Genomic DNA, 19,166 nt, shown 5'->3' with positions numbered 1-19,166 from the left:
TGTGAGCCGGGCCTGGTTGATCGGCAACGCGCTGTGGATGCAGGCCGCCTGGTGGGCTTGCGTACTGAGTGAGCGGCATCCCTGGCTGCTAGTCCCGGTGGTGGCAGGCCTGTTGGTGCATGTGGCGGCTTGCCCTCGACCGGGCGACGAAGCAATCACTCTGGCCTGTGTGGGGATGGCAGGCTGTTTACTGGATGCCGGCCTGGGTGCGCTGGGTGTCTTCGATTTTACCCAGCGCCCCCTTCCCCTGTGGCTGGCCGTGCTGTGGCTGGTGCTGGCCAGTGGGCTTCGCCACAGCCTGGCCTGGGCTCGACGTCCGCTTTGGTACGGGGTCCTACTGGGCCTGTTCGGTGGACCTCTGGCTTACCTCGCTGGCGCAACGATCGCCGGTGTAGGCCTGCCCTTGGGCACCCTCGGCACGGCTCTGCTGCTTGCCCCGTTGTGGGCTGTATGGATGCCAATCATTCTGCGGCTGGCGGCGTCCCGCTGATCAACAGCAGCCTTTTGAAATGATTGAATACCGCCTGCTTTGCCGGTTATTGAGGATTTACGGAAGCGACTCCGGCTGGCGGCGGAAGAACAGGATCACTTGTCCCAACTCGACGCCCAGCTTGCTCATACTTGAGCGATTGATCATCGTGTCTTCGTCCATCAGGTACATCCAGTCGTCCAGATCCACTTCCCAATGCCTGCCGTCAACCGGCAGGTCAAGGCGATAGCGCCAGCGCAACGCGTTGCCAGCGACCTCGCCGGTAGCCTCTCCGACTACGTCGTCGGCACGACCACGCCAACGCCCGGCACCGGCCGGTTCAAGCGTCCAGACGCGCCGCTGACGCGTGCCATCGCTGTAGAGAAATCGCTCGTCGAGGATCAACTGCTGGCCCTCGACGCGGCTGTCGATCTGAACATGGAAGCGCTTGACCACCTCGCCCGAGCGATTCTGGAACAGACCCCAAGCCTGTACCGGCCGAGAGAAGAACCCCACGAGGTCCAGCGTCGGTCGCTCCTTTGCGTAGTGCTCCACGCCAACGTTGTTACAGCTGACCAGCAGCAGGCTAACGAGCAGTACCAGTATTTGACGCATCTCAACCTCCTCACTCCGCCGACCCGGCCATCCCCAGCAGTCGGTGACGCAGTGGCTTGTCCCGTGTACGCGGATCAAGCCAGATATCGAAGAAGGCGCGGGCGAAAGCAGGGTCGTCGACCCGCCGGCGCAACTGGCCGTCGACGTAGAAAGTGCAGCCCTTGCCGGGATGGTAGACCCCGGTGATGCGCATTCCGGGCCGAACATCGACGAAGTCTTCACGCATTTCATTGGACCAGCGTTGGAGGGTGGACTCCTCTAGACGAGCCTCTGCCATGCGCTCCATTTCATTGAGGCTGACCTCCACCAGCGTGTCCCGGGAAAAGACACGGTGATAAGTCAGTTCGAGTGCAAAGGGCTGATCCCAGGTCAGCGGCAACCCAGCGCTCCACAACCGCGCGGTATATAGACTCACGCCGAACCAGGTAAAGTCGCCGCTGCCCACCAGACGCCTGTCGGGCAGCGCGGGATGCCAGTCCGCCCAGGCTGGTACGGCGAGTAACATCGCGAACAACCAGCCTATCGACAGACGATGTTTGAGCAAGCGTCTGGAACCAGCCACGTTCATCAGCGTCTCGGCCTTTTTTGAAAATCTATACAAGAATATATCAATGTATAGTTTTTACACCATCAGTACAGAGCGTGTACAACTTTTTCATCCCCGATATCAACCCCGCCCAACCACCGGCGCATGCTCGGCCATCAATTCGATTATCCAGTCGATAAATACCCGCACCTTGGCGCTGACATGGCGATTCGGCGGGAATGCCAGATACATCGGCATCGGCGCCATATGCCAGTCCTCGAACAGCGGCAGCAACTCGCCGCTGACCAGATGTGGCTTGGCCATGTACTGCGGCAGCCAGAGCATGCCCAGACCTGCCAGTCCTGCGGCGAGGTACGCATTGCCGTCATCGACCGTCAGCTGCGGGCGGCCCTGTGCCTCGATGCGTTCTTCGCCCCGCTGCATCGCGTAGGGCAAGGCTTTGCCTGTACGAAACCAGAGATAGCCAACGGTACTGTGCCTGCCCTCCTCCAGCTCACGTGGGTGCGCCGGCGTACCGCAGCGTTGCAGGTAGCCCGGCGCGGCATAAACGCCGAGTTGAAGATCGCCCACATGCCTTGCTACCAGGGACTGATCGGTGATCTCGCCGCCACGCAGCACGCAGTCGACGTTTTCGCCAATGATGTCGACGATGCGGTCGCTCACGCCCATGGTCAGCTGGATTTCCGGGTAGCGTGCATAGAACCCCGGCAAGGCCGGTATCAGCAGCATTCGCGCCAGCGGACTTGGCACATCCACTCGCAGCCGCCCACGCGGTGTCATCGACGCGCTGGACAGGCTGGTCTCGGCGTCGTCGACATCGGCCAGCAGCCGGATGACACGCTCGTAGTAGGCCGCGCCATCGGCGGTGACGTTGACCTTGCGCGTGGTGCGATTGAGCAGGCGTACGCGCAGCCTCGCTTCCAGTTGCTGGACGAGTTGCGTCACGCTGGTCTTGCTCATGTGCAGGGTGGCTGCCGCCTTGGTGAAGCTGCCGGTTTCCACCACCCGGGCAAAGGCCTGCATCGCATCGAAACGGTCCATTTCACGCCTCACTCGGTCTGGATAGTTTGGATTCTACAAACAGTCATGACCAGAGTTGCCTGTTTATCCGGGTCGGTCATCTTTTTACAGTGACACCATCGTAAACAGCGGGCCACGATGGCCCCGAAGAAGGTATGCAATGACCCGTCAACGTGATGTCGTTTTCCCGCCCGACCGCCATGCACTGTACGAACTCCACCGCTACTCACCGGCGATTCGCGCCAACGGTTTTCTGTTCGTATCCGGTCAGGTCGGCAGCCGCAAGGATGGTTCGGCCGAGCCGGACCTCTCGGATCAGGTTCGCCTGGCGTTTGCCAACCTCAACGCGATCCTGGCCCAGGCCGGCAGCAGTTTCGAGGATGTAATCGACACGACCATCTTCATGGTCGACCCCGACTCGAAATTCGAAACGATCTGGGAGGTCGCGGCCGAGTACTGGGGCGAAGCGCCCTACCCGACGGTGACCGCTATCGGCGTGACGTGGTTGTCCGGCTTCGACTTCGAGATCAAGGTGATCGCCAAACTACCGCAATAGGCCCGGCTCAGCCCCCCGATCGGATTCTGGCTATTGTCACCGATCGTCTCTGGGTGTTTTCTGCCTGTAAAGTCCGGCAGGAAACGCCCAGAAGCGATCATTTGCGAACGGTCAAACAACGGCTAGATACGCCGGACGCGACAGGCAAATTTACCCATTTAAAAACTCGCTTTAACCGAGACCATGAAGTTGCGTGGATCGCCGTAGTAGTTACCGAAGGACTCGGTGCCGATGGTGGCGTAGTAGCGCTTGTCGAACAGGTTGTTGCCATTGAGCGCGACCGACCAGGTGTCATCAATGCGGTAGCCGATGCGACCGTTCCAGATCGCATAACCCGACTGGGTGATGTTCTCTCCACTGGCGGGAGAAACACGGAAGTTGTCGCTTTGCGCGTTGACGCCTGCACCAATGGTGAACCGCTCAAGCGAACCACTCAACGCATAGTCGCCCCACATGCGCAGCATGTGTCGAGGTACATAGGAGTTGAATGCTGCGCCGTTCAGGCTGTCGTCGATGTCATCGAGGGTTTTGGTCTGGGTGTAGGTGTAACCCGCGAGCAATTGCAGGCGCTCGATGACTTCACCACTGATCTCGGCCTCAAAGCCCTGAGCGCGAACCTTGCCGGCATTGACGTAGCAATAGCCATCGGATGAAGGACAGGAAGAGTTGAAGTCCGTCTGGGCCTGGTCTTTCTGAATCGTGCGGAACAGATTGAAGGAGCTGTTCAAGCGACCTTCGAACCAGGCCCCCTTGATCCCCAGTTCATAACTCTGACCCACGAGAGGCTTGAGCGCTGACCCGTCTTCGGAACGGTAGTTACCCTGCGGGGTGAAGATGTCCGAGTAGCTGGCATAGGCCGTCAGGTTCTCGTTCAAATCCAGCAGCACACCGGCAAATGGTGTGACCTGTCCGGTCTCCGTGGTACTGGAGTGTTCCGAGGTGCCGGTGTTGATGAAGTCAGAGTCGGTGTCCGAGTTGTACCAGCTCACTCGAGTGCCGGAGACAAGCGTCAGAGGGTCCGCCAGTTTCAAACGAAGGATCGAGTAGACACCCTTTTGTTTGGTCACCGAATTGACCGGCCCGCCGCGAGACGAGTTATCGATAAAGTAGCTGTCGTCCGGTTCGGGAATATGTTTATCGGGGTTGAACACATTCTGCCGCTGCGGCAGAAACGCCACCGAGTAGAAGTCATCTTTTTTCCCGCGGCTGGCATTGGCGCCCACCACTAACTCATGCTGCTGACCGAACGCGTCGAACTTGCCATCCACGTAGGCGTCCAGACCGTAATCGACCTGGTCGTAGTCGTACATGCTGCCCAGCATGCCAGTGGTATTGATGCCTGGAGTCACCGCGCCGGACGCGAACGCGTACTTGATGTCCTGAGTGTTTTTTGTATAAACACTGGCGACCTTTAAGGACCAATCGTCGTTGATCCGATGATTCAGATCACTGAAGACAGTAGTGCGCTTGCTACGCCACGTGTTCCACGAAGGATCGAGACAGGTCGAACGGCTGAGCTTCAAATCGCTGCGGTCCCTGTAGCGCGGCAGACCACCCCAACAAGGATTGGCATCCACATCCTCATAAGCAACGCCCAGCCCGAGTGTCGTGTCGGGGCTCACATCCACGTCGAGGGCGCCGTAATACACTTGATCCTTGCGACTGGCATCGTCGACAAAGTAGTGCCGACTCTGCTCGGCGACGATGGCCCGGCCGCGTATGGTGCCGGCGTCATTCAGCGGGCCGCCGGTATCGACCTGTCCACGATAATTGTCCCAACTGCCACCGGACAGCGTGATCTCGGTATGCGGGGTTGTCTGGCCGCGCTTGCGCACAAAGTTGACGCCACCGGCGGTGCCGCCCGAGCCTTTCATCATGCCTGCTGCGCCGCGCAGGATCTCTACGCGGTCGTAATAGGCCATGTCACCACTGAAACTGTCGGCCTGAACATAGAGGTTGCCCATGTCCAGGGGTACGCCATCGTATTGATACTGGCCCGACATCCGGAAGCCGCGCGAATAGAAGTACTTGCCGCCCATGGTGGAGTCATACACGGTAATGCCCGGCGTCTTTTCCATGACTTGATCAATGGTGTTGAGGTTTTGATCATCGAGCATCTTGCGGGTCATCACCGTGACCGATTGCGGCGTTTCCTTGAGAGAGTGCTCGCCCTTGCCAATGGTCACCGCGCCCGTGGTGTACGAGCCACTGTTCTCGGTCGTTGCGCCAAGCATCTGACCATTGATGTTGGTGGCGCCCAGCTCCAGTGCCGAACCGAAAGTCGGAACGGGTCGCAGAACATAAGTCCCGTTGGCCTGGGGCTCCGCTTGCAAACGGCTGCCACTGAGAATCCGCGCAAAGCCTTCAGTGATGCCGAACGCGCCCTTGAGCCCTGGAGATTTCAACCCTTCGGTTTGTCGCGCATCAAATGAAATCGCCGCGCCCGCTGCACTGGCGAAATGACTGAGCACTTCGGTCAGGCTCCCCCCGGCAATGTCGAAGGTTTGAACCGCAGCCTGTTGCTGCGACGCAACCTGTGCCGCCATCGTTGCCGTTGACCAAACACCCGTCGCTGCTGCGACCAATAGACCGGCCTTCACTGCCGTCGCCAGACGACCAGGCTTGTACACCCGAGACATGCTTTACCCTCCCCCAAAACACAATCAATAAAAACTCATTGAGGGATGAGCCGAACGATGAGTACAAAAAGTGCAAACCCACAAAAACTATTTTCAACTAGCGCGGATCATCGCTCGATACGTTGACCCAATAGCGGCTGTACTGGGTGACGCGCAGGGACAATCCGCTCTCCAGCGCCGCCAACGCCCTATCCGTGTTATCGATAGGGAACGCTCCGGACACCTTCAGTTGGGCAATACGCGGATCACAGCGCAACACGCCGCTGCGGTAGCGCGAAATGTCAGCGAGCAATTCGCTCAAGGGGCGATCAATGGCGATGATGCTGCCCTGCTGCCATGCCCCGACCGAGGCATCATTACGCCGCAGCGCACCGGCTGAGCGACCGTTGAAGGCTACGGATTGTCCGGCCTCCACGCGAATCATCGCCCCACCGAGAGCGGGACTGACCTGAACGGCTTTTTCGAGCACCGACACTTCGCCGCCCAGTTCCTGGGACCGGACGATAAAGCGGGTTCCCAGCGCCAGCACTTCGCCGTGGCGAGTGAGCACCTTGAACGGGCGCTGCAACGGATCAACAGCGGTGGTCACCAGAATCTCACCGGACAACAATTCCAAGACCCGCTGTCGACCATCAAATCGCAGGTTGAGGGAGGTGTCGGTATTGAGAAGCAATGAGCTGCCGTCGGCCAAGCGCAATTCACGGCGCTCGCCCACGGCGGAACGCAAATCGGCAAACAGGGTCCGGGAGGTTTCACTGCGCCAGCCCAGCCAGCCAATGGAACTGGCGGACGCCAGCAGCAGCACACTGCGCACCACCTGACGCCGGGACAGATCAGCACCGCGCAACGCGGGTGAAGCCAAGGCGCCCGGCACACGTGCCATCTGTTCGCCGACGGCCGCCATGCGTTGCCAGGCTTGAAGATGGGCAGGGTCAGCAACCAGCCAGTCGTTCCAGGCTGATCGATCCGAGTCGGTGGCGACACCGGAGTGAAGTCGGGCGTACCACTGGGCAGCGACGCTGATCGCCTTCAACTCGATGGCTGAAAGACTCATGCCAGTTGCATCTGGATCTGCATCAAACAGCAATGCTCCATGGCCTTGGCCATGTAATTGTTGACCGTTCGGGAGCTGATACCCAGCCGCTCGGCAATCTGCGGATAGGTCAACCCCTCGAACTGAGACAAGATGAACACCTGCTTCACTTTAGCTCCCAGCCCTTGCAGCAAGCGGTCGATTTCCATCAGCGCTTGCAACAGGATCGCCTGCTCCTCCAGTGAGGGTTGCTGCAATTCGGGCATGGCCGCCAAGGCTTCCAGATAGGCTTGTTCCAGAGAGCGCCGGCGGAACAGATCGATCAGCAAGCCCTTTGCGATCATTGTCAGGTAAGGGCGCGGCTCGCGAATCTCCAACGCATTACGCGCCTTGATGACTCGCACGAAGGTGTCCTGTGCCAGATCAGCCGCATCGAACGCGTTGCCCAAACGCTTGCGCAGCCAGCCATTGAGCCAACCATGGTGGTCGCAATACAGGTCATTGACGGCGCTGCGCAGGCTTAAATCATTGGCGGGCATGGCGATGGAATAATTCACGACTGATAATGACTCTTATTGTCATGTGATCATCCGAAGATTTGCAAGAGGCGGATTTGCGATCAGAACACCGGACCGTCACAAACCTGTCATCCCTGCACGCTAACCTCCCGCTCTCCCGCATTTCACCCCGACATAAAGCCTGACTACAAGGTGCCAGCCAAGGTGTCCTCCACTCCGTCCCGCCAGCAAATCATCCTCAGGTCCAACGACATGTGCAGCGATGACTTCGGCGCGCTGTTCGCGAAAATGTTCGGCAACCGCTATTCCAACACCCCGCCCTTGCCCTCGAACATCATCATCGGCGGCGTCTACGGCCGGCACGAAGGTGTCAGTTTTCGCCGCATGCATTACCGGGGCGACTTCTCGGTGGTCTTTCCCGATCCCCAGGACGAAATCACCTTCGTCATTCCTACCGCCGGCAAAATCATCTTCAATCACCTCTGCGAGTCGGTGGGTGTTTCACAGGTCGGGCTGGCAATCGACAAGGCGGAAATTCGTTCGATGCGCTTTGTCGACAATCATGCGCAGCACGGGATTTCGATAAAGCGTGCGTTGCTCACTGAACGACTGTCGACGCTATTGGGAAAGCCAATTGTTGAAAGATTGGTATTCGAGCCTGTGGTTGATTTGAAGGTCTCGAGTTTCCAGGGCATCAAGGCATTGATTGATCTGGCCACCGGAGCCGAGTTCGATGTGCTGATCAACAGCGGAACATTGATGCCATCGCGACTGCGAGAGATGCTGCTGGACGCGGTGCTGGAAGCCTGGCCGCATAATTTCACGCAAGCCCTGAGACAGCCTGCTCCGTTGATCGCGCCCCGGCATGTGAAGCTGGCGGTTGAGCACATTCAGGCGCACCCCGAGCATCTGCTCAGCGGAACGGATCTGGCCCGATTGACCAACGTCAGCCAGCGGGCATTGCAGGAAGGTTTCCGGCGATTCGTAGGGAGCTCGATTGTGGCGTACCAGCGGCAGGTGCGTCTGCAGCGCGCCTACGAATCGCTCGCCCACCGCGATTCGCCTTCCGTGACTGAGGTGGCGTTGCGATTGGGCTTCAGCAATGTCGGCAGGTTTTGCCAGTACTTCCAGAGCGCCTATGGCATCAGCCCCGCGGACCTGAAATCAGGACTGCGCACGCGAGCGCGGCAGTAAGGCCCAGGCCGCCAAACGATAGCGGCCCGACCCCGAAGTGTTTCCTTAAAACAGATAACTGGCCTTGAGCCCGCCGCTGAAGCCGTGGCTGTCCCCACCGCCGCTCGCACCCACTTCGGCACCCACGCTCAGCGCGCCGAGATTAGCCATGAGGTTGATCCCTGCGGTGAACTGATCGCGGTTATCGAACGCGGCGCGCTGTTCGATATCCAGGCCCAGCAGATGCCCTTCGCTGTCGACCTGATGATCGCCGAGCACATGCTCATAGCCCACCTGGACACCCGGCACCAGTTGCCAGGCGCCCATGCCGATCGGGGCGAATGCAGCGTTGAGGTTGGCCACGGCGCTGCGGCGGGTTTCGTCAATGCTGTCGACGTCGAGGGCCAGATCACTGCCTTTCTCCTGAAAACCCGACAAATTCAGATGGCTGACGCGCACGCCGAGGCTCGGTTCGAGTGTCACGCCGCTGACCGGCACTCGATAGCCCAGTGCCAGGGTGGCTCCGGTGAGATTGCCATGGCTTTCGCCCTTGGCGGTGCCGAGGCCGCCGCCGAGGTCGCGCTTGCTGTCGTAGTCGATGTAGCCGTCGCTGGCGTCGGCGTCGACAAACAGCCCGCGTTCCAGACCGTCCGGCGCGAAGCGTGCGCCCATGCTGAAAAAGGTGAAGTCGGTATCCGCCTCGCCACCCGCGCCGCCGACGTTGCCCTTGCTGTAGCCGAAGCCGGCATGGGCGCTGATCTGGTCGGAGAAACGCTGGGTCAGGCCGACCATCATGCCTTGGCTGTGCTCGTTGCTGCTGGAGACCTGGGACGAACCGTCGGTGCCCAGGTAGCCCGCCAACGCAGTGGACCACAAACGGTATTGGCCCGCCTTGAGATCCGTGCCACTGGCAAACGGCGCAGCAGCCTGGTCGATCATCGCGCCCTGACGCAGCAGGTAACTCGCCGCGTCGGCGTGCACCTGACCACCGACCGTGGACTCGACGCCCGCAAGGTTGCCCGCATCGATGGCCGATTGCAGATAGTAGTTGTAGTCGCTGTAAGTGCCCGAAAGGCTGCTGTTCTGCAGCTGTTGCAAAAGCTGCGCGCCGCCGGCGGCGTTGCCGAGCAAACCCGCCTGGCCGGGCAGACTGTTGAAGTAGACCATCTTGCCGCGCAGCACATAGATCGTCTCCTGGGACAGACCCAGGCCTTGCTTGAGGTAGTTATCCATGCTGCCGTACTGCGCGGTCACCTCGTCCAGACCGGCTTGCAAGTAGCTGGCCTCGACGCCGAGCAGCGGCGCATAAATGGCCGCCATCGCGGGCGGCATACTTGCCAGGGTCGCCCCCACGCGCGCGGCGGTGTAGTCGTTGGTGGCCAGGTAATTACTCATGATGGTGGCACTGTCGACCCCGGCAATGCTCAGCAACACGGCGGCGGTCCAACCGGTTCGGTCCTTGCCGGCGGTGCAATGGAACAACGCGGCACCGTCGACACTGGCCAGTTCATTGAACAGCCTGGTGAACTGGCTGCGCATCCCTGCGTCACTGACAAACGCCCGGTTGGTCTGCTCCATCATCGCGATGGCATCGGCTGCACTTTTGAACGAGACCGTGGTGATGTTCGAACCGGACGTGGTGCTGCCGATGATGTCAATGTTTTCGTAGGTCGCCCCGCTGAGCATCGTGTCCGGCGTGCCGGCAATCTCACTGGGTGTGCGCAGGTCGTAGACTGCCTTGATGCCCAAAGAATTCAGCGTAGCCAGATCCGCGGCAGACGGGGTCAGCGCGTTGGAACGATAGAACACGCCGCTACGCATCGTGCCGTCGTGGGCCGTGGAATAGGCGGTGGTAGTCCCCGCGAGATCACGGAAGTTGTCAATGCTGCGCAGGTGGGGAGTCTCGAGGACATTAGTCTCGGCGGCTTGGGCAGTGGCGATGGACACAGTCAAAACGGACAGCGAACACAGAAGACGTGGAAACACAGTACAGCCTCATTGATCGAACGATGGGCTGGCTACTATCTGCAATGAAGTAATACCGAATATGACAGATTGCGCTCGGAGGAAAATCAATGCGTGATTGGTCCGCCGGGTTCGTTTTTTGTCCGTGGAGTTACCGCCAGCCGTGGCCAGGAGCGGTCACCGGACTGCGCCGGAAAAACGAGTTGAGCAATAGAAATGAGTGTCAGTGCCGACGGGATGGCTGATATCTTTCCCGCGCGTCAAATCGCGTCCAATCGACGCTGATCTCATCAAGGAAGATAGAAAACAATGAAGCTATTATTCATCGCTGCGCTAGGCATTTTATCGCTGGCTCAAACGTCACTGTCCTTCGCGGACAGTGCTAATGGAAAAAATCTCTATCTACAGCGATGCAGCATGTGCCACGGAATGGATCTCAAGGCGACAGGGCCACTGGCCAATAAAAGCAATCCTCCTACACCTGATCTGACAACCTCCACTTTCAAAATACGATTGAATGATTATCCGGGCGTGATTGTAAGTTCGATAATACTTCGCCCAAATGGAGACTTGATTCCAAGAACCTTGCGTGAGAATGGTGTGAAGCTACCGCCGCACTCGTGGAGCATTAATGATCTGCGCGATTTGAATCAATACATGGGTGGTGTGATTTCACAAAAACGATGACCTCTAAAGTGCCGGGTCCTGTGCTGTCACCTTCGATGGGCCTGACGCCAGCGCTTGACTCTGTCCCTTGGGGCAACCCGTATCTTTCAGGGTCCGCCGTCAGCGGATAAGGCAATCCATGAACACGCTATCGTTGGTCACCGGTGCCAATGGGCATCTGGTCAACAGTTCGACTGCCAGGTGGAGCACCGGCTCCCCAGAACTTTCGGCTATTTATCGGTCTATTGGACAGGCACATCCGCCTGCGTGCGCGACCAACAGGCTTCGCCGCAGCCGGATGGCCACACTTCCAATTGTCAATCCGAGGTTGTCTTCGCCCATGAAATTCCATTACCCACGGATGGTGCTCTTCGGCCTGTTCGCGCTCGCGGCAATGGGCTCGGCATCAGCTTCACAGATGAGTACCTCAACCCCGGTTTTAGCAACGCACGTCACCGCCGCTCAGGCGCCTGTCCAGGCCGTCGGCAACCCTTGGTCGACCCTGGCCAGTACGGCTGGCAAGCAGCCTGGGCCGTTGCTTGCCCATGACGACCGATACTGGCATGACGGCCGTTGGCACGATCGTAGAGACGACTGGCGCCGAGATGACTGGCGTCGAGATCAATGGCGTCGAGATCAGTGGCGCAGAGAGCAAGCTCGTCGAGAAGCCGAACGCCATCGTGATTGAGAGCGCCACCAAGATCGGGCCATGCGGCACCGCTACGAGGACGATCGCCGCTACTATCGTCGTTAGTGCCAAGCCACGCGATCCATCCGCCCGGTTCGATCCAGACGCCGGTTCCCCCAATTGGCGACACCGTTGAAAAAGGGAGTGAAGAACATGACAGTCAGGCGAATGGACAACGTCTTGATAGTTGTCGACGATCTCGAAGCGGTGAAGGCGTTCTTCATCGCGCTGGGCCTCAAGCTTGAGGGGCAAAGCACGGTTGAAGGCGCTGCCATCGGGAGGCTCATCGGCCTTGGTGATGTGCGAGCCACCCTCGCGATGCTGCGCACTCCCGATGGGCAGGGAATTGAGCTGGACAAATTCCACACGCCAGAAGCAGTCAGGTTTGGGCCTGTCGACGCACCCATGAACGCTTTGGGTCTTCGTCGCATCATGTTTGCCGTCGATGACATCGATTCGGTCGTTGCACAGATACAGGCTCATGGCGCAGAACTTATTGGCCAGATGCAGTACGAGAATTCCTACCGGCTCGCCTATATTCGTGGGCCTGAGGGGATCATCGTGGGTCTTGCCGAGCCACTAGGCTAAGCCGGACGGTTCGCAGGCGCGTACGATAGTCACCTCGCATGCAGGCGTCGCGGACCACGCGCGGGAGCATGTCGCGAGCCCTGCGCTCAGTGAAGAAGAGCGTGACAAGGGTGTCGAAGAGCTTTTTAAAGCCATTCGCCGTTACTCCAAGTGAACGCATCCAGGCCACACTCATGAACAGCACGAATATCAACTACACGCACGACCACGTGTTCCTTGGCTCAGCGCACGACGAAAATGCCAAGCGTACGCTTTGGGTAGTGGCACTCACCGTCGTGATGATGGTTGGCGAGATCACCGCCGGGTATCTCACGGGTTCGATGGCGTTACTCGCCGATGGCTTTCACATGGCAACTCATGCCGGCGCATTGGGCATTGCGGCAGCCGCTTACGGGTACGCAAAACGCCACGCTACCAGCCAGCGCTACAGTTTCGGGACCGGAAAGGTTGGAGACTTGGGCGGGTTCGCCTCGGCGTTGATTCTCGGAATGGTCTCCCTGGGCATTGGCGTTGAATCTGTCATGCGCCTCTTGCAGCCAACGGACGTACAGTTCGGCACCGCTACGCTCATCGCGATTGCCGGTTTGATCGTCAACATCGTCAGTGCCCTGCTGCTGGGCCACGGGCACAGTCATGGGCACGATCATGATGATCATGGCCATTCCCATGCGCATCACGGGAACGACAACAATCTGAAATCGGCCTACGTCCATGTCATCGCGGACGCGTTGACTTCCGTTCTGGCCATCGCTGCACTTCTCGCCGGCCGGTATCTCGGTTGGGTGTGGCTGGACCCGGTGATGGGTATCGTCGGCGCCATCGTTATCGCGCGTTGGGCATGGACCCTGATGGGGGTCACCGCCGGCGTATTGCTGGATCAGACAGATGCGCATGTGGCCGAGGAAATCCGCGAGCTGGTCGAGAAGCCGGGGGACGCCACCATCACCGACTTGCATGTATGGCGGGTCGGACCGCAAGCCCATGCGGCCATCGTCAGCGTTCTCGGTGAAGCCACTGCGAACGCCGACAGCATTCGTGAACGTCTCAAGCCGGTTCACGAAGTCAGCCATCTGACGGTCGAGTTTCGACCGGTCTGATTCAGCCCCCTCCATTATCTCCAAAGGAACTTGCGATGCCTCCAGGGAAACGTGAATCGGCGCGGATCGAACGCCGGTTGATCACCACACTGACCGAAGCGTGCGAAACGGCAAAAGGTGAAATCAAGGGCTTTACCTGGCTCACCCACACTGCGGACCTGAACGCGTTGGCTGAGACTTTGAAAGTCATCTGGGTATTCGAAACCCTGGCTGACAGAAAGCGCGCCCAGGTTGACGCCAAGGCACGCATTTTTGAGTTGACGGCCATCGCGTTGAATCAGGCCGACATCGACCTGATCCCTTCAGACAATTGTGTCCGTTTTGACTCTGAGGAAGAGTGTCAGCGAAATCACGGAGGCGACTGGAAAATCCGCCTGACTCAATCACGTGGGGCCAAAGGTGGCTGACAATGGCTAAAGAAATCGAGAATCCGTGCATCTCTGTCTGCCAACTCAGTGGTGATCTGTGTGTGAGCTGCGGGCGAAGCAAAGAAGACATCCGAAAGTGGAAACGCATGAAGCGGCCTGAAAAAATGGCCGCTGTGCAAAGGGCGAATGTGCGCTTGAAAGGGCTGAGAAAAACTCAGGGATAGTCACGTGCTCGGGATGACCGCTTTGGGATAGCTGCCCATGACCCGGTATCGATTGCGAGAGAAGCAAAACAATGCATCCGTTCCGGCCAACACCAGGATGTTTTTTCCGTCCCGTTGCACCAGCAGTGCGCGGGAGGCGATCTCGACATTATTGTCCCGATCGGGTGTCATCCACTGAGCCCATTTCAGCCGCGGTGCATGCCCGAACAGGGTCCCGCCGTCGACTTTGCGACGAGTTCCCGTCAGTGTGGAAATGGTACGACTCACAACAATCAACCCCTTTGTAATCAGGGCTTCAGGTTAATTCATCGCCATAGGCACCAGACCCACCCCCAGGAGTGGGCCGCGTCATCCGCGCTTGCGAGCAACGATGATGGCTTCGTAACGGCTGGAGACCCCCAGCTTGATGAACATATTCTTCAGGTTCCACTTCACGGTCTGGACGCTGATGTTCAGTGCCAGTGCGATGTGCTTGTTCGACATGGACTGCTCCAGCAACGCGAGAATCTCCTGCTCACGCTTGGTCAGTGGTTCTGTCCCCTCGTGAGCCGCCGCCGAAGCTGCTGGTGGTTTATCGACTGACGTCTTCATCGTGAACGTCATTCGAGCCAACAATTGCTGTTTGTACTGCGCAAGTGTTTCAACGGATTGGCAGTCCAGATCGACCAATAACCCATGCAACATGTCCCCTTCATCAATGAAGGTCCTTAGCAGTCCCAAACGGTAGCCGGACGCGAGAGCGTTCAGCAGGCTGCTGCGAAAGGCTTCATTGCCGAGTTTCTCCAGCGCAACGGCCTTGAGGATGTCAGCCTTTACCAACAACACGCCTCTGTTAAGTCGCACGGCGATTTCATGCACCGCCTCAATAATCTGCAACGCCGACTCAGGCTCCTGCCTGGCCAGCGCCAGGCGAGCCCTCGACAATCCTGCAATCGCGACGATTGCGCTATGACATGTACGGGATCGTTCTGGCTGCCGAGACAGGTCATCAAGAACCACCTGTAACGAATCGGCGTGTCGCCAGTCGCCGGTTTTGAGTACCAGATTGACCTGTTCGGCGAGCATCAAGGCAACGCCCCGGTCCAAACCCTGTGCGCGAAAATGAGCTTCTTTTTTGACCACATAATCAAGGGCGCACCTGAGACCTTCCTGAAGATACTGAAGCCGCGCGTAACTTCGCGCTGCGCAATACATGTATTCAGGCGCACAAAAATGCACGACGTCCAAACGGTTGGCGAGGGTTTCCCGCGCATCGTCAATGCGGTCCAGTTCGTACCACAGCTCGGCCAAAAGGGCTGCAGTACTGCTGGCACTGACAGAGCGACGACCATGATGGGTTTCGGCTGTGGCCAGAATGCTCGAACAGATGCGCTCGGCTTCCAGGACGTTGCCCTCGTACATTGCCACCATCGCAATCGTGCTGCGGTTAACCAGCGCCACCTCGCTGATGTTGTTCTGCACAAACCGGGCATCCGGCGCATTGAAACGGCTGCGCGCCTGCGGATAATGTCCCAGCACTGCCAAAGCGCCGACGGTCAGGCCCAGGCGGAAACATTCGAAAAATTCATGCCCCAGCGCAGCGTCACCAATTTCATTCAAATGGACGAGGGCGCTTTCCACGTCATCGTCCATTTCCGCAATCATCGCCTGCAGCAATTTGATTTGTAATGCCTGAATTTCCGTAGGTCGGCTCGTCGTCAGGATATCTTTCCAATGCCTGGCTGTTTCGAGGTGCCCGACCATCACCGCGCTCCAGGCCCCCATCAGCATCAATCGTGGGTGAACGGAGAGAAGATCCGTCGGCACTCGCTCGATCCAGCGCATGAACACGCCAAGATGGCCGAGGTTGTTCAATGTCGGGATGGCACGTTCCAGAATTTCCACCACGGTGTGGAAGTCACCGCTTAACACGGCATGCCGCACTGCTTCGGTGAAAAGCCCCTCATTGGCGAACCACTGCGCAGCGCGCAGGTGCAGCCTGCTGACATCAACCACCACCTCGACCAATCGCTGATTGAGAAACTCGGTAAACATCGGATGCAGCCGATACCATTGGTAGCGATCTTCCATGTCCACTGGCAGCAGGAAGAGATTGCGTGCCTCGATAGAAGCGATGAGCTCAGGCGCGCGGTCATTCTCGGTGACATGCGCGGCCAACGATGCATTGAAGCGGCGCAGAATCGAAATCTTCTGCATGAACTGGAACAACTCGGCGGGCAGATCGCTGATCACATCTTCCGATAGATAAGCGCCAAGATTCGCGTTGTTGAGTAGCTGTCTTGCAGGCCGCGCCTGTTTAGCGGGCTTTGACTTCATCGAGATTGAGACCAGCTGCAGGCCGATGGGCCATCCATTGGTCAAGTCGTGAATAGAGTGCGCGGCATCCAGATCGATGCTGGCGTCCAGGTGACTCTTGAGAAAACTCAAGGACTCGCGAAAGGCGAACGACAGCTCACTGCCGTCGATCTCGCATAAATCACCCATTGCCCGCAAGCGGCCCAACAAGAGTGACGGCCCCACCCGCGAGGCCAGCGCGATATGCAAATTGCTGGGAGCGGCATCGACCAATGCCTGTATCAGCGCCAGGATGGGTGGGTCACTGATGTGTTGAAAGTCGTCAATCATCAGGTACTGCTCGGCCCCATCCCGCTCAAGCGAGTTGATCAACGCCGCGCAAATGGCCTGCTGCCAACCGCTCTCCCCCGCCTCGCTCAAGAGCCATAAGTCGTCCTCAAGTGCCAATCCTGCTTTTTGCAGTGTGCCAACCAAGCCTGCACAGAAGATCGCCCTTGAGGAGTCTTCCGGAACCAGTGAAAGCCAGGAAACGCGCGCGCCGTCCTTGATCAGTTCCATCCGCCATTGCGCCATCAGTGTGGTTTTGCCGAAACCGGCGCTCCCAGTGATGACCAGCAGTTTTTTATGGCGAGCATCGTTCAGCCGGGTCATCAGCTCTTCGCGCAACACGGTTTGGCTGGAAAGACGAGGCGGAGCGAATTTAGTGCTGACCAGTAAGGTGTTGGGTTTCATCAGGCAATAACTCGGGCGGGGCACGATGAGCCGGGGGACCACTCCAGCGGAGTGGGAGAAACTCATCGGCATTACGTTAACGTGAGGCATCCGGACTATGAGTTAACTTGAGATGGTATGTCCACCCATGACAGACGCCCAATTGCTTTCAATCGACAGCATGCGCACCTTCGTGCAGCGTGAAATTGAACCCGTCGCCAATGTCCTGCGTCATGACGCAGCGCCACGCGATCAACTGCTGGAGCTTACCCAGGCGGTCGCCGAATTCGGCCTGCCCGGGATAGTTATTCCCAAGGCACTGGGCGGTCACGGTGTTGACTGGGTAACGCAAGGCAGGCTGTTCGAGGAGCTGGCCATGGGCAGTGTCGAACTGGCCAGCCAGGTCCTGATGAACATGCTCGCTACAACCCTTGTCATGCAACAACCGACATTGCGTGAGCGCTACCTGCCCGATCTGATCGTGGGTCGTACATTGTTCGGCATTACGCTCAATACCCCAACCAGCGCGTTGCATGGCCGCCGAAAAGCTGATGAGTGGATCATCGATGGACGTTGCGACAATGTCGCCGCCAGTCTCCATTGCGATCTGCTTGTTTGTGCCGTCCGTGAGGACGCGAAAAATGCCTCCTATCTGTTGCTGGATCGCTCAAAAGATCGTCACGAGATCCGCCACTACCACGATCTCGAGGGCCATAAGCAGATGAGTTTGCAGATCACTCAAACCCGGCTCCCCGCCGAACGCTGGTTGGGTGATGCCAGTGCTACTTCAGTGATGACACGCCATTTGTTCGATGTCGCCAAACTGCACGAGGCGGTCATTACGCTCGCACGAGGCCAGGTATCACTCAATGCATCGATCAGCCGGGCCAAACTCAACACTCAATTCGGTCGGCCAATCGCGGCACAGCATCTGGTGGCCACTCAGTTCACAGAACTCAACACCCAACTGCAAGCCGCGCGGCTTATGTGTGACCTGGGCTTTCGCACACTGGATTGCGGCAAGCTGGACGGCAAAACCGCCAGTCGCGCCCGGTTGTTGGCGACCGATATTGCTCAACGCATCGAGCGCCGCGTCAATCGCATAGACAGCAGTCATGTACAGACGGGTTGGCAAAACAGTGGTGCCTCGCTCCCCCTGCTCAGCGAAAACATCGCAGAAGACGCCCGACGCATCGCTCAAGAGTTGATTGGGGAACTGCCCGAGGCAAGCGGCTGACCATCAGCCGCTGCTATCCCGGCGCTCAGTCGAGCCTTTCGATATCGTTCATTACCCAGGTTCGGTCGAGCATGGCCTGTTCCGGTCCATAGATTCGGAACATGGTAAAAAACGGCTGGCCGGCCTGGGTGCTGATCCAGTTGCTTTCATGACCTGCAGGCGGTTTCGGTGCGAAGTACAGATCGACACTGCCGTCCGGATTCGTCTTCATCTTCTGGTTATAGGAATCAAGTCCCACAACCCGGGCTTCACGAATGAAGCCGGCAGTACGTGCGTCGTACGCATCCAGCGCCCAGAAATCCTTTGCCGGTGCATTGGCTGGAATGGTCAGGCGGTAGGTGTGGATGCCGTCAAGTGGCTCGCCCTTGCCGGTCTCGTAACTCTTCATGTAGACCTGCGGACCTGGTGGAACGATAGGGCCATACATGGCGAACCAGGCAAAGGCACGGTCATCGAGATAGACGCGCCGGCCTGGCTCGATGAAGCTCAGTTTCGTGCCGATCGCCTGCTTTGGTTCTGCCAGCGAACGCCATTTACGCTGGCCGTCCCAAATAGCGACACCCGATCTGGCATAGCCGTCCATCATGTAGGCATGCGCTTCATCGACCGCATCGCGAAGGAGTTTCTGGCGTTGCGTGTCTGGCTTGAATTCCAGCCCCTTACCGATGCCCAGCGCACTCAACTGCCCCATGATGCTCATGTCGCGATCCTGTACGGGTTCCTCACTGACCATTCGCTGTTGGCGCTGATTGAAAAC

At 58.5% G+C, this 19,166-nt stretch carries 20 protein-coding genes and 1 pseudogene; 11 read left to right on the top strand and 10 right to left on the bottom strand.

All coding sequences use genetic code 11. The annotated features are described in order from the left end of the window. Nucleotide 1 precedes the first annotated feature (1 nt). Nucleotides 2–490 (top strand): DUF2878 domain-containing protein, encoded by a 489-nt coding sequence (locus NL64_RS23380; RefSeq protein ID WP_034150432.1) that lies wholly within the window; start codon nt 2–4, stop codon nt 488–490. 57 nt (nt 491–547) lie between these two features. On the opposite strand, the gene NL64_RS23375 is transcribed toward NL64_RS23380, so the two are convergent. The 3 genes from NL64_RS23375 to NL64_RS23365 form a co-directional block, all read right to left on the bottom strand. After that, nucleotides 548–1,084 (bottom strand): DUF3833 domain-containing protein, encoded by a 537-nt coding sequence (locus tag NL64_RS23375; RefSeq protein ID WP_034150431.1) that lies wholly within the window; start codon nt 1,082–1,084, stop codon nt 548–550. Nucleotides 1,085–1,094: 10 nt separating this feature from the next. Next, a complete protein-coding gene (locus NL64_RS23370; protein ID WP_437176935.1) occupies nt 1,095–1,652 on the bottom strand; it encodes a chalcone isomerase family protein in 558 nt (185 codons plus the stop codon). Between the two features lie 99 nt (nt 1,653–1,751). Then, nucleotides 1,752–2,672 (bottom strand): LysR family transcriptional regulator, encoded by a 921-nt coding sequence (locus NL64_RS23365; protein WP_034150430.1) that lies wholly within the window; start codon nt 2,670–2,672, stop codon nt 1,752–1,754. Between the two features lie 139 nt (nt 2,673–2,811). Between NL64_RS23365 and NL64_RS23360 the strand changes: the two genes are divergently transcribed. After that, nucleotides 2,812–3,207 carry a RidA family protein gene (locus NL64_RS23360; RefSeq protein WP_034150429.1) on the top strand — a complete coding sequence of 132 codons (396 nt, stop codon included), beginning with the start codon at nt 2,812–2,814 and terminating at the stop codon, nt 3,205–3,207. Nucleotides 3,208–3,365: 158 nt separating this feature from the next. On the opposite strand, the gene NL64_RS23355 is transcribed toward NL64_RS23360, so the two are convergent. The 3 genes from NL64_RS23355 to NL64_RS23345 all read right to left on the bottom strand — a co-directional run bounded on the left by NL64_RS23355 (nt 3,366) and on the right by NL64_RS23345 (nt 7,418). Next, complete coding sequence (locus NL64_RS23355; protein WP_034150428.1) at nt 3,366–5,846, bottom strand: TonB-dependent siderophore receptor; 2,481 nt, start codon at nt 5,844–5,846, stop codon at nt 3,366–3,368. 97 nt (nt 5,847–5,943) lie between these two features. Then, nucleotides 5,944–6,900 (bottom strand): FecR domain-containing protein, encoded by a 957-nt coding sequence (locus NL64_RS23350; RefSeq protein ID WP_034150427.1) that lies wholly within the window; start codon nt 6,898–6,900, stop codon nt 5,944–5,946. Then, nucleotides 6,897–7,418, bottom strand: coding sequence for a sigma-70 family RNA polymerase sigma factor (locus NL64_RS23345; protein WP_034150619.1), 522 nt, complete (start codon nt 7,416–7,418; stop codon nt 6,897–6,899). The genes NL64_RS23350 and NL64_RS23345 overlap by 4 nt, the downstream gene beginning before the upstream one ends. 231 nt (nt 7,419–7,649) lie before the next feature. On the opposite strand from NL64_RS23345, the gene NL64_RS23340 reads away from it, so the two are divergent. Next, nucleotides 7,650–8,591 carry a helix-turn-helix domain-containing protein gene (locus NL64_RS23340; protein ID WP_052321292.1) on the top strand — a complete coding sequence of 314 codons (942 nt, stop codon included), beginning with the start codon at nt 7,650–7,652 and terminating at the stop codon, nt 8,589–8,591. Nucleotides 8,592–8,636: 45 nt separating this feature from the next. Here the strand turns inward: NL64_RS23340 and NL64_RS23335 are convergent, their stop codons facing one another. Then, nucleotides 8,637–10,556 carry a tyrosine-protein phosphatase gene (locus NL64_RS23335; protein WP_034150425.1) on the bottom strand — a complete coding sequence of 640 codons (1,920 nt, stop codon included), beginning with the start codon at nt 10,554–10,556 and terminating at the stop codon, nt 8,637–8,639. A gap of 288 nt (nt 10,557–10,844) precedes the next feature. Here NL64_RS23335 and NL64_RS29830 point away from each other — a divergent pair, with 288 nt between their 5' ends. From NL64_RS29830 to NL64_RS23310, 7 genes and pseudogenes are all read left to right on the top strand, one after another. Then, nucleotides 10,845–11,222 (top strand): c-type cytochrome, encoded by a 378-nt coding sequence (locus NL64_RS29830; RefSeq protein WP_080758095.1) that lies wholly within the window; start codon nt 10,845–10,847, stop codon nt 11,220–11,222. Between the two features lie 524 nt (nt 11,223–11,746). Continuing rightward, nucleotides 11,747–12,025, top strand: coding sequence for a hypothetical protein (locus tag NL64_RS30200; protein WP_052321291.1), 279 nt, complete (start codon nt 11,747–11,749; stop codon nt 12,023–12,025). A 17-nt stretch (nt 12,026–12,042) separates the two neighbouring features. After that, the gene (locus NL64_RS23325; RefSeq protein WP_034150424.1) at nt 12,043–12,477 is read left to right on the top strand and encodes a VOC family protein; all 435 of its coding nucleotides are present in this window, start codon (nt 12,043–12,045) and stop codon (nt 12,475–12,477) included. A 46-nt stretch (nt 12,478–12,523) separates the two neighbouring features. Further along, a pseudogene (locus NL64_RS29815) lies at nt 12,524–12,631 on the top strand (metal/formaldehyde-sensitive transcriptional repressor); the annotation flags it as partial. Nucleotides 12,632–12,650: 19 nt separating this feature from the next. Beyond that, entirely contained in the window at nt 12,651–13,574 is a 924-nt protein-coding gene (dmeF, locus tag NL64_RS23320; protein ID WP_034150423.1) for a CDF family Co(II)/Ni(II) efflux transporter DmeF, read from the top strand. Between the two features lie 35 nt (nt 13,575–13,609). Then, on the top strand, nt 13,610–13,981 hold the full coding sequence (locus NL64_RS23315) for a hypothetical protein (protein ID WP_034150422.1): 372 nt from the start codon (nt 13,610–13,612) through the stop codon (nt 13,979–13,981). Between the two features lie 2 nt (nt 13,982–13,983). Further along, nucleotides 13,984–14,166 (top strand): DUF1289 domain-containing protein, encoded by a 183-nt coding sequence (locus tag NL64_RS23310; protein ID WP_034150421.1) that lies wholly within the window; start codon nt 13,984–13,986, stop codon nt 14,164–14,166. On the opposite strand, the gene NL64_RS23305 is transcribed toward NL64_RS23310, so the two are convergent. Next, nucleotides 14,167–14,433 (bottom strand): hypothetical protein, encoded by a 267-nt coding sequence (locus NL64_RS23305; RefSeq protein WP_034150420.1) that lies wholly within the window; start codon nt 14,431–14,433, stop codon nt 14,167–14,169. 81 nt (nt 14,434–14,514) lie between these two features. Continuing rightward, on the bottom strand, nt 14,515–17,193 hold the full coding sequence (locus tag NL64_RS23300; RefSeq protein WP_034150419.1) for a LuxR C-terminal-related transcriptional regulator: 2,679 nt from the start codon (nt 17,191–17,193) through the stop codon (nt 14,515–14,517). 112 nt (nt 17,194–17,305) lie between these two features. Between NL64_RS23300 and NL64_RS23295 the strand changes: the two genes are divergently transcribed. After that, the gene (locus tag NL64_RS23295; RefSeq protein ID WP_080758091.1) at nt 17,306–18,409 is read left to right on the top strand and encodes an acyl-CoA dehydrogenase family protein; all 1,104 of its coding nucleotides are present in this window, start codon (nt 17,306–17,308) and stop codon (nt 18,407–18,409) included. 25 nt (nt 18,410–18,434) lie between these two features. On the opposite strand, the gene NL64_RS23290 is transcribed toward NL64_RS23295, so the two are convergent. Then, nucleotides 18,435–19,166: DUF1214 domain-containing protein (locus NL64_RS23290; protein ID WP_034150417.1), on the bottom strand; the 732-nt coding region annotated here is incomplete at its 5' end.

The organism is Pseudomonas fluorescens (assembly GCF_000802965.1).
In the GTDB taxonomy this organism is placed as follows: domain Bacteria; phylum Pseudomonadota; class Gammaproteobacteria; order Pseudomonadales; family Pseudomonadaceae; genus Aquipseudomonas; species Aquipseudomonas fluorescens_A.
Note: the sequence above shows the minus strand (reverse complement) of the source record. Positions and strands in the feature narration are given on the sequence as shown.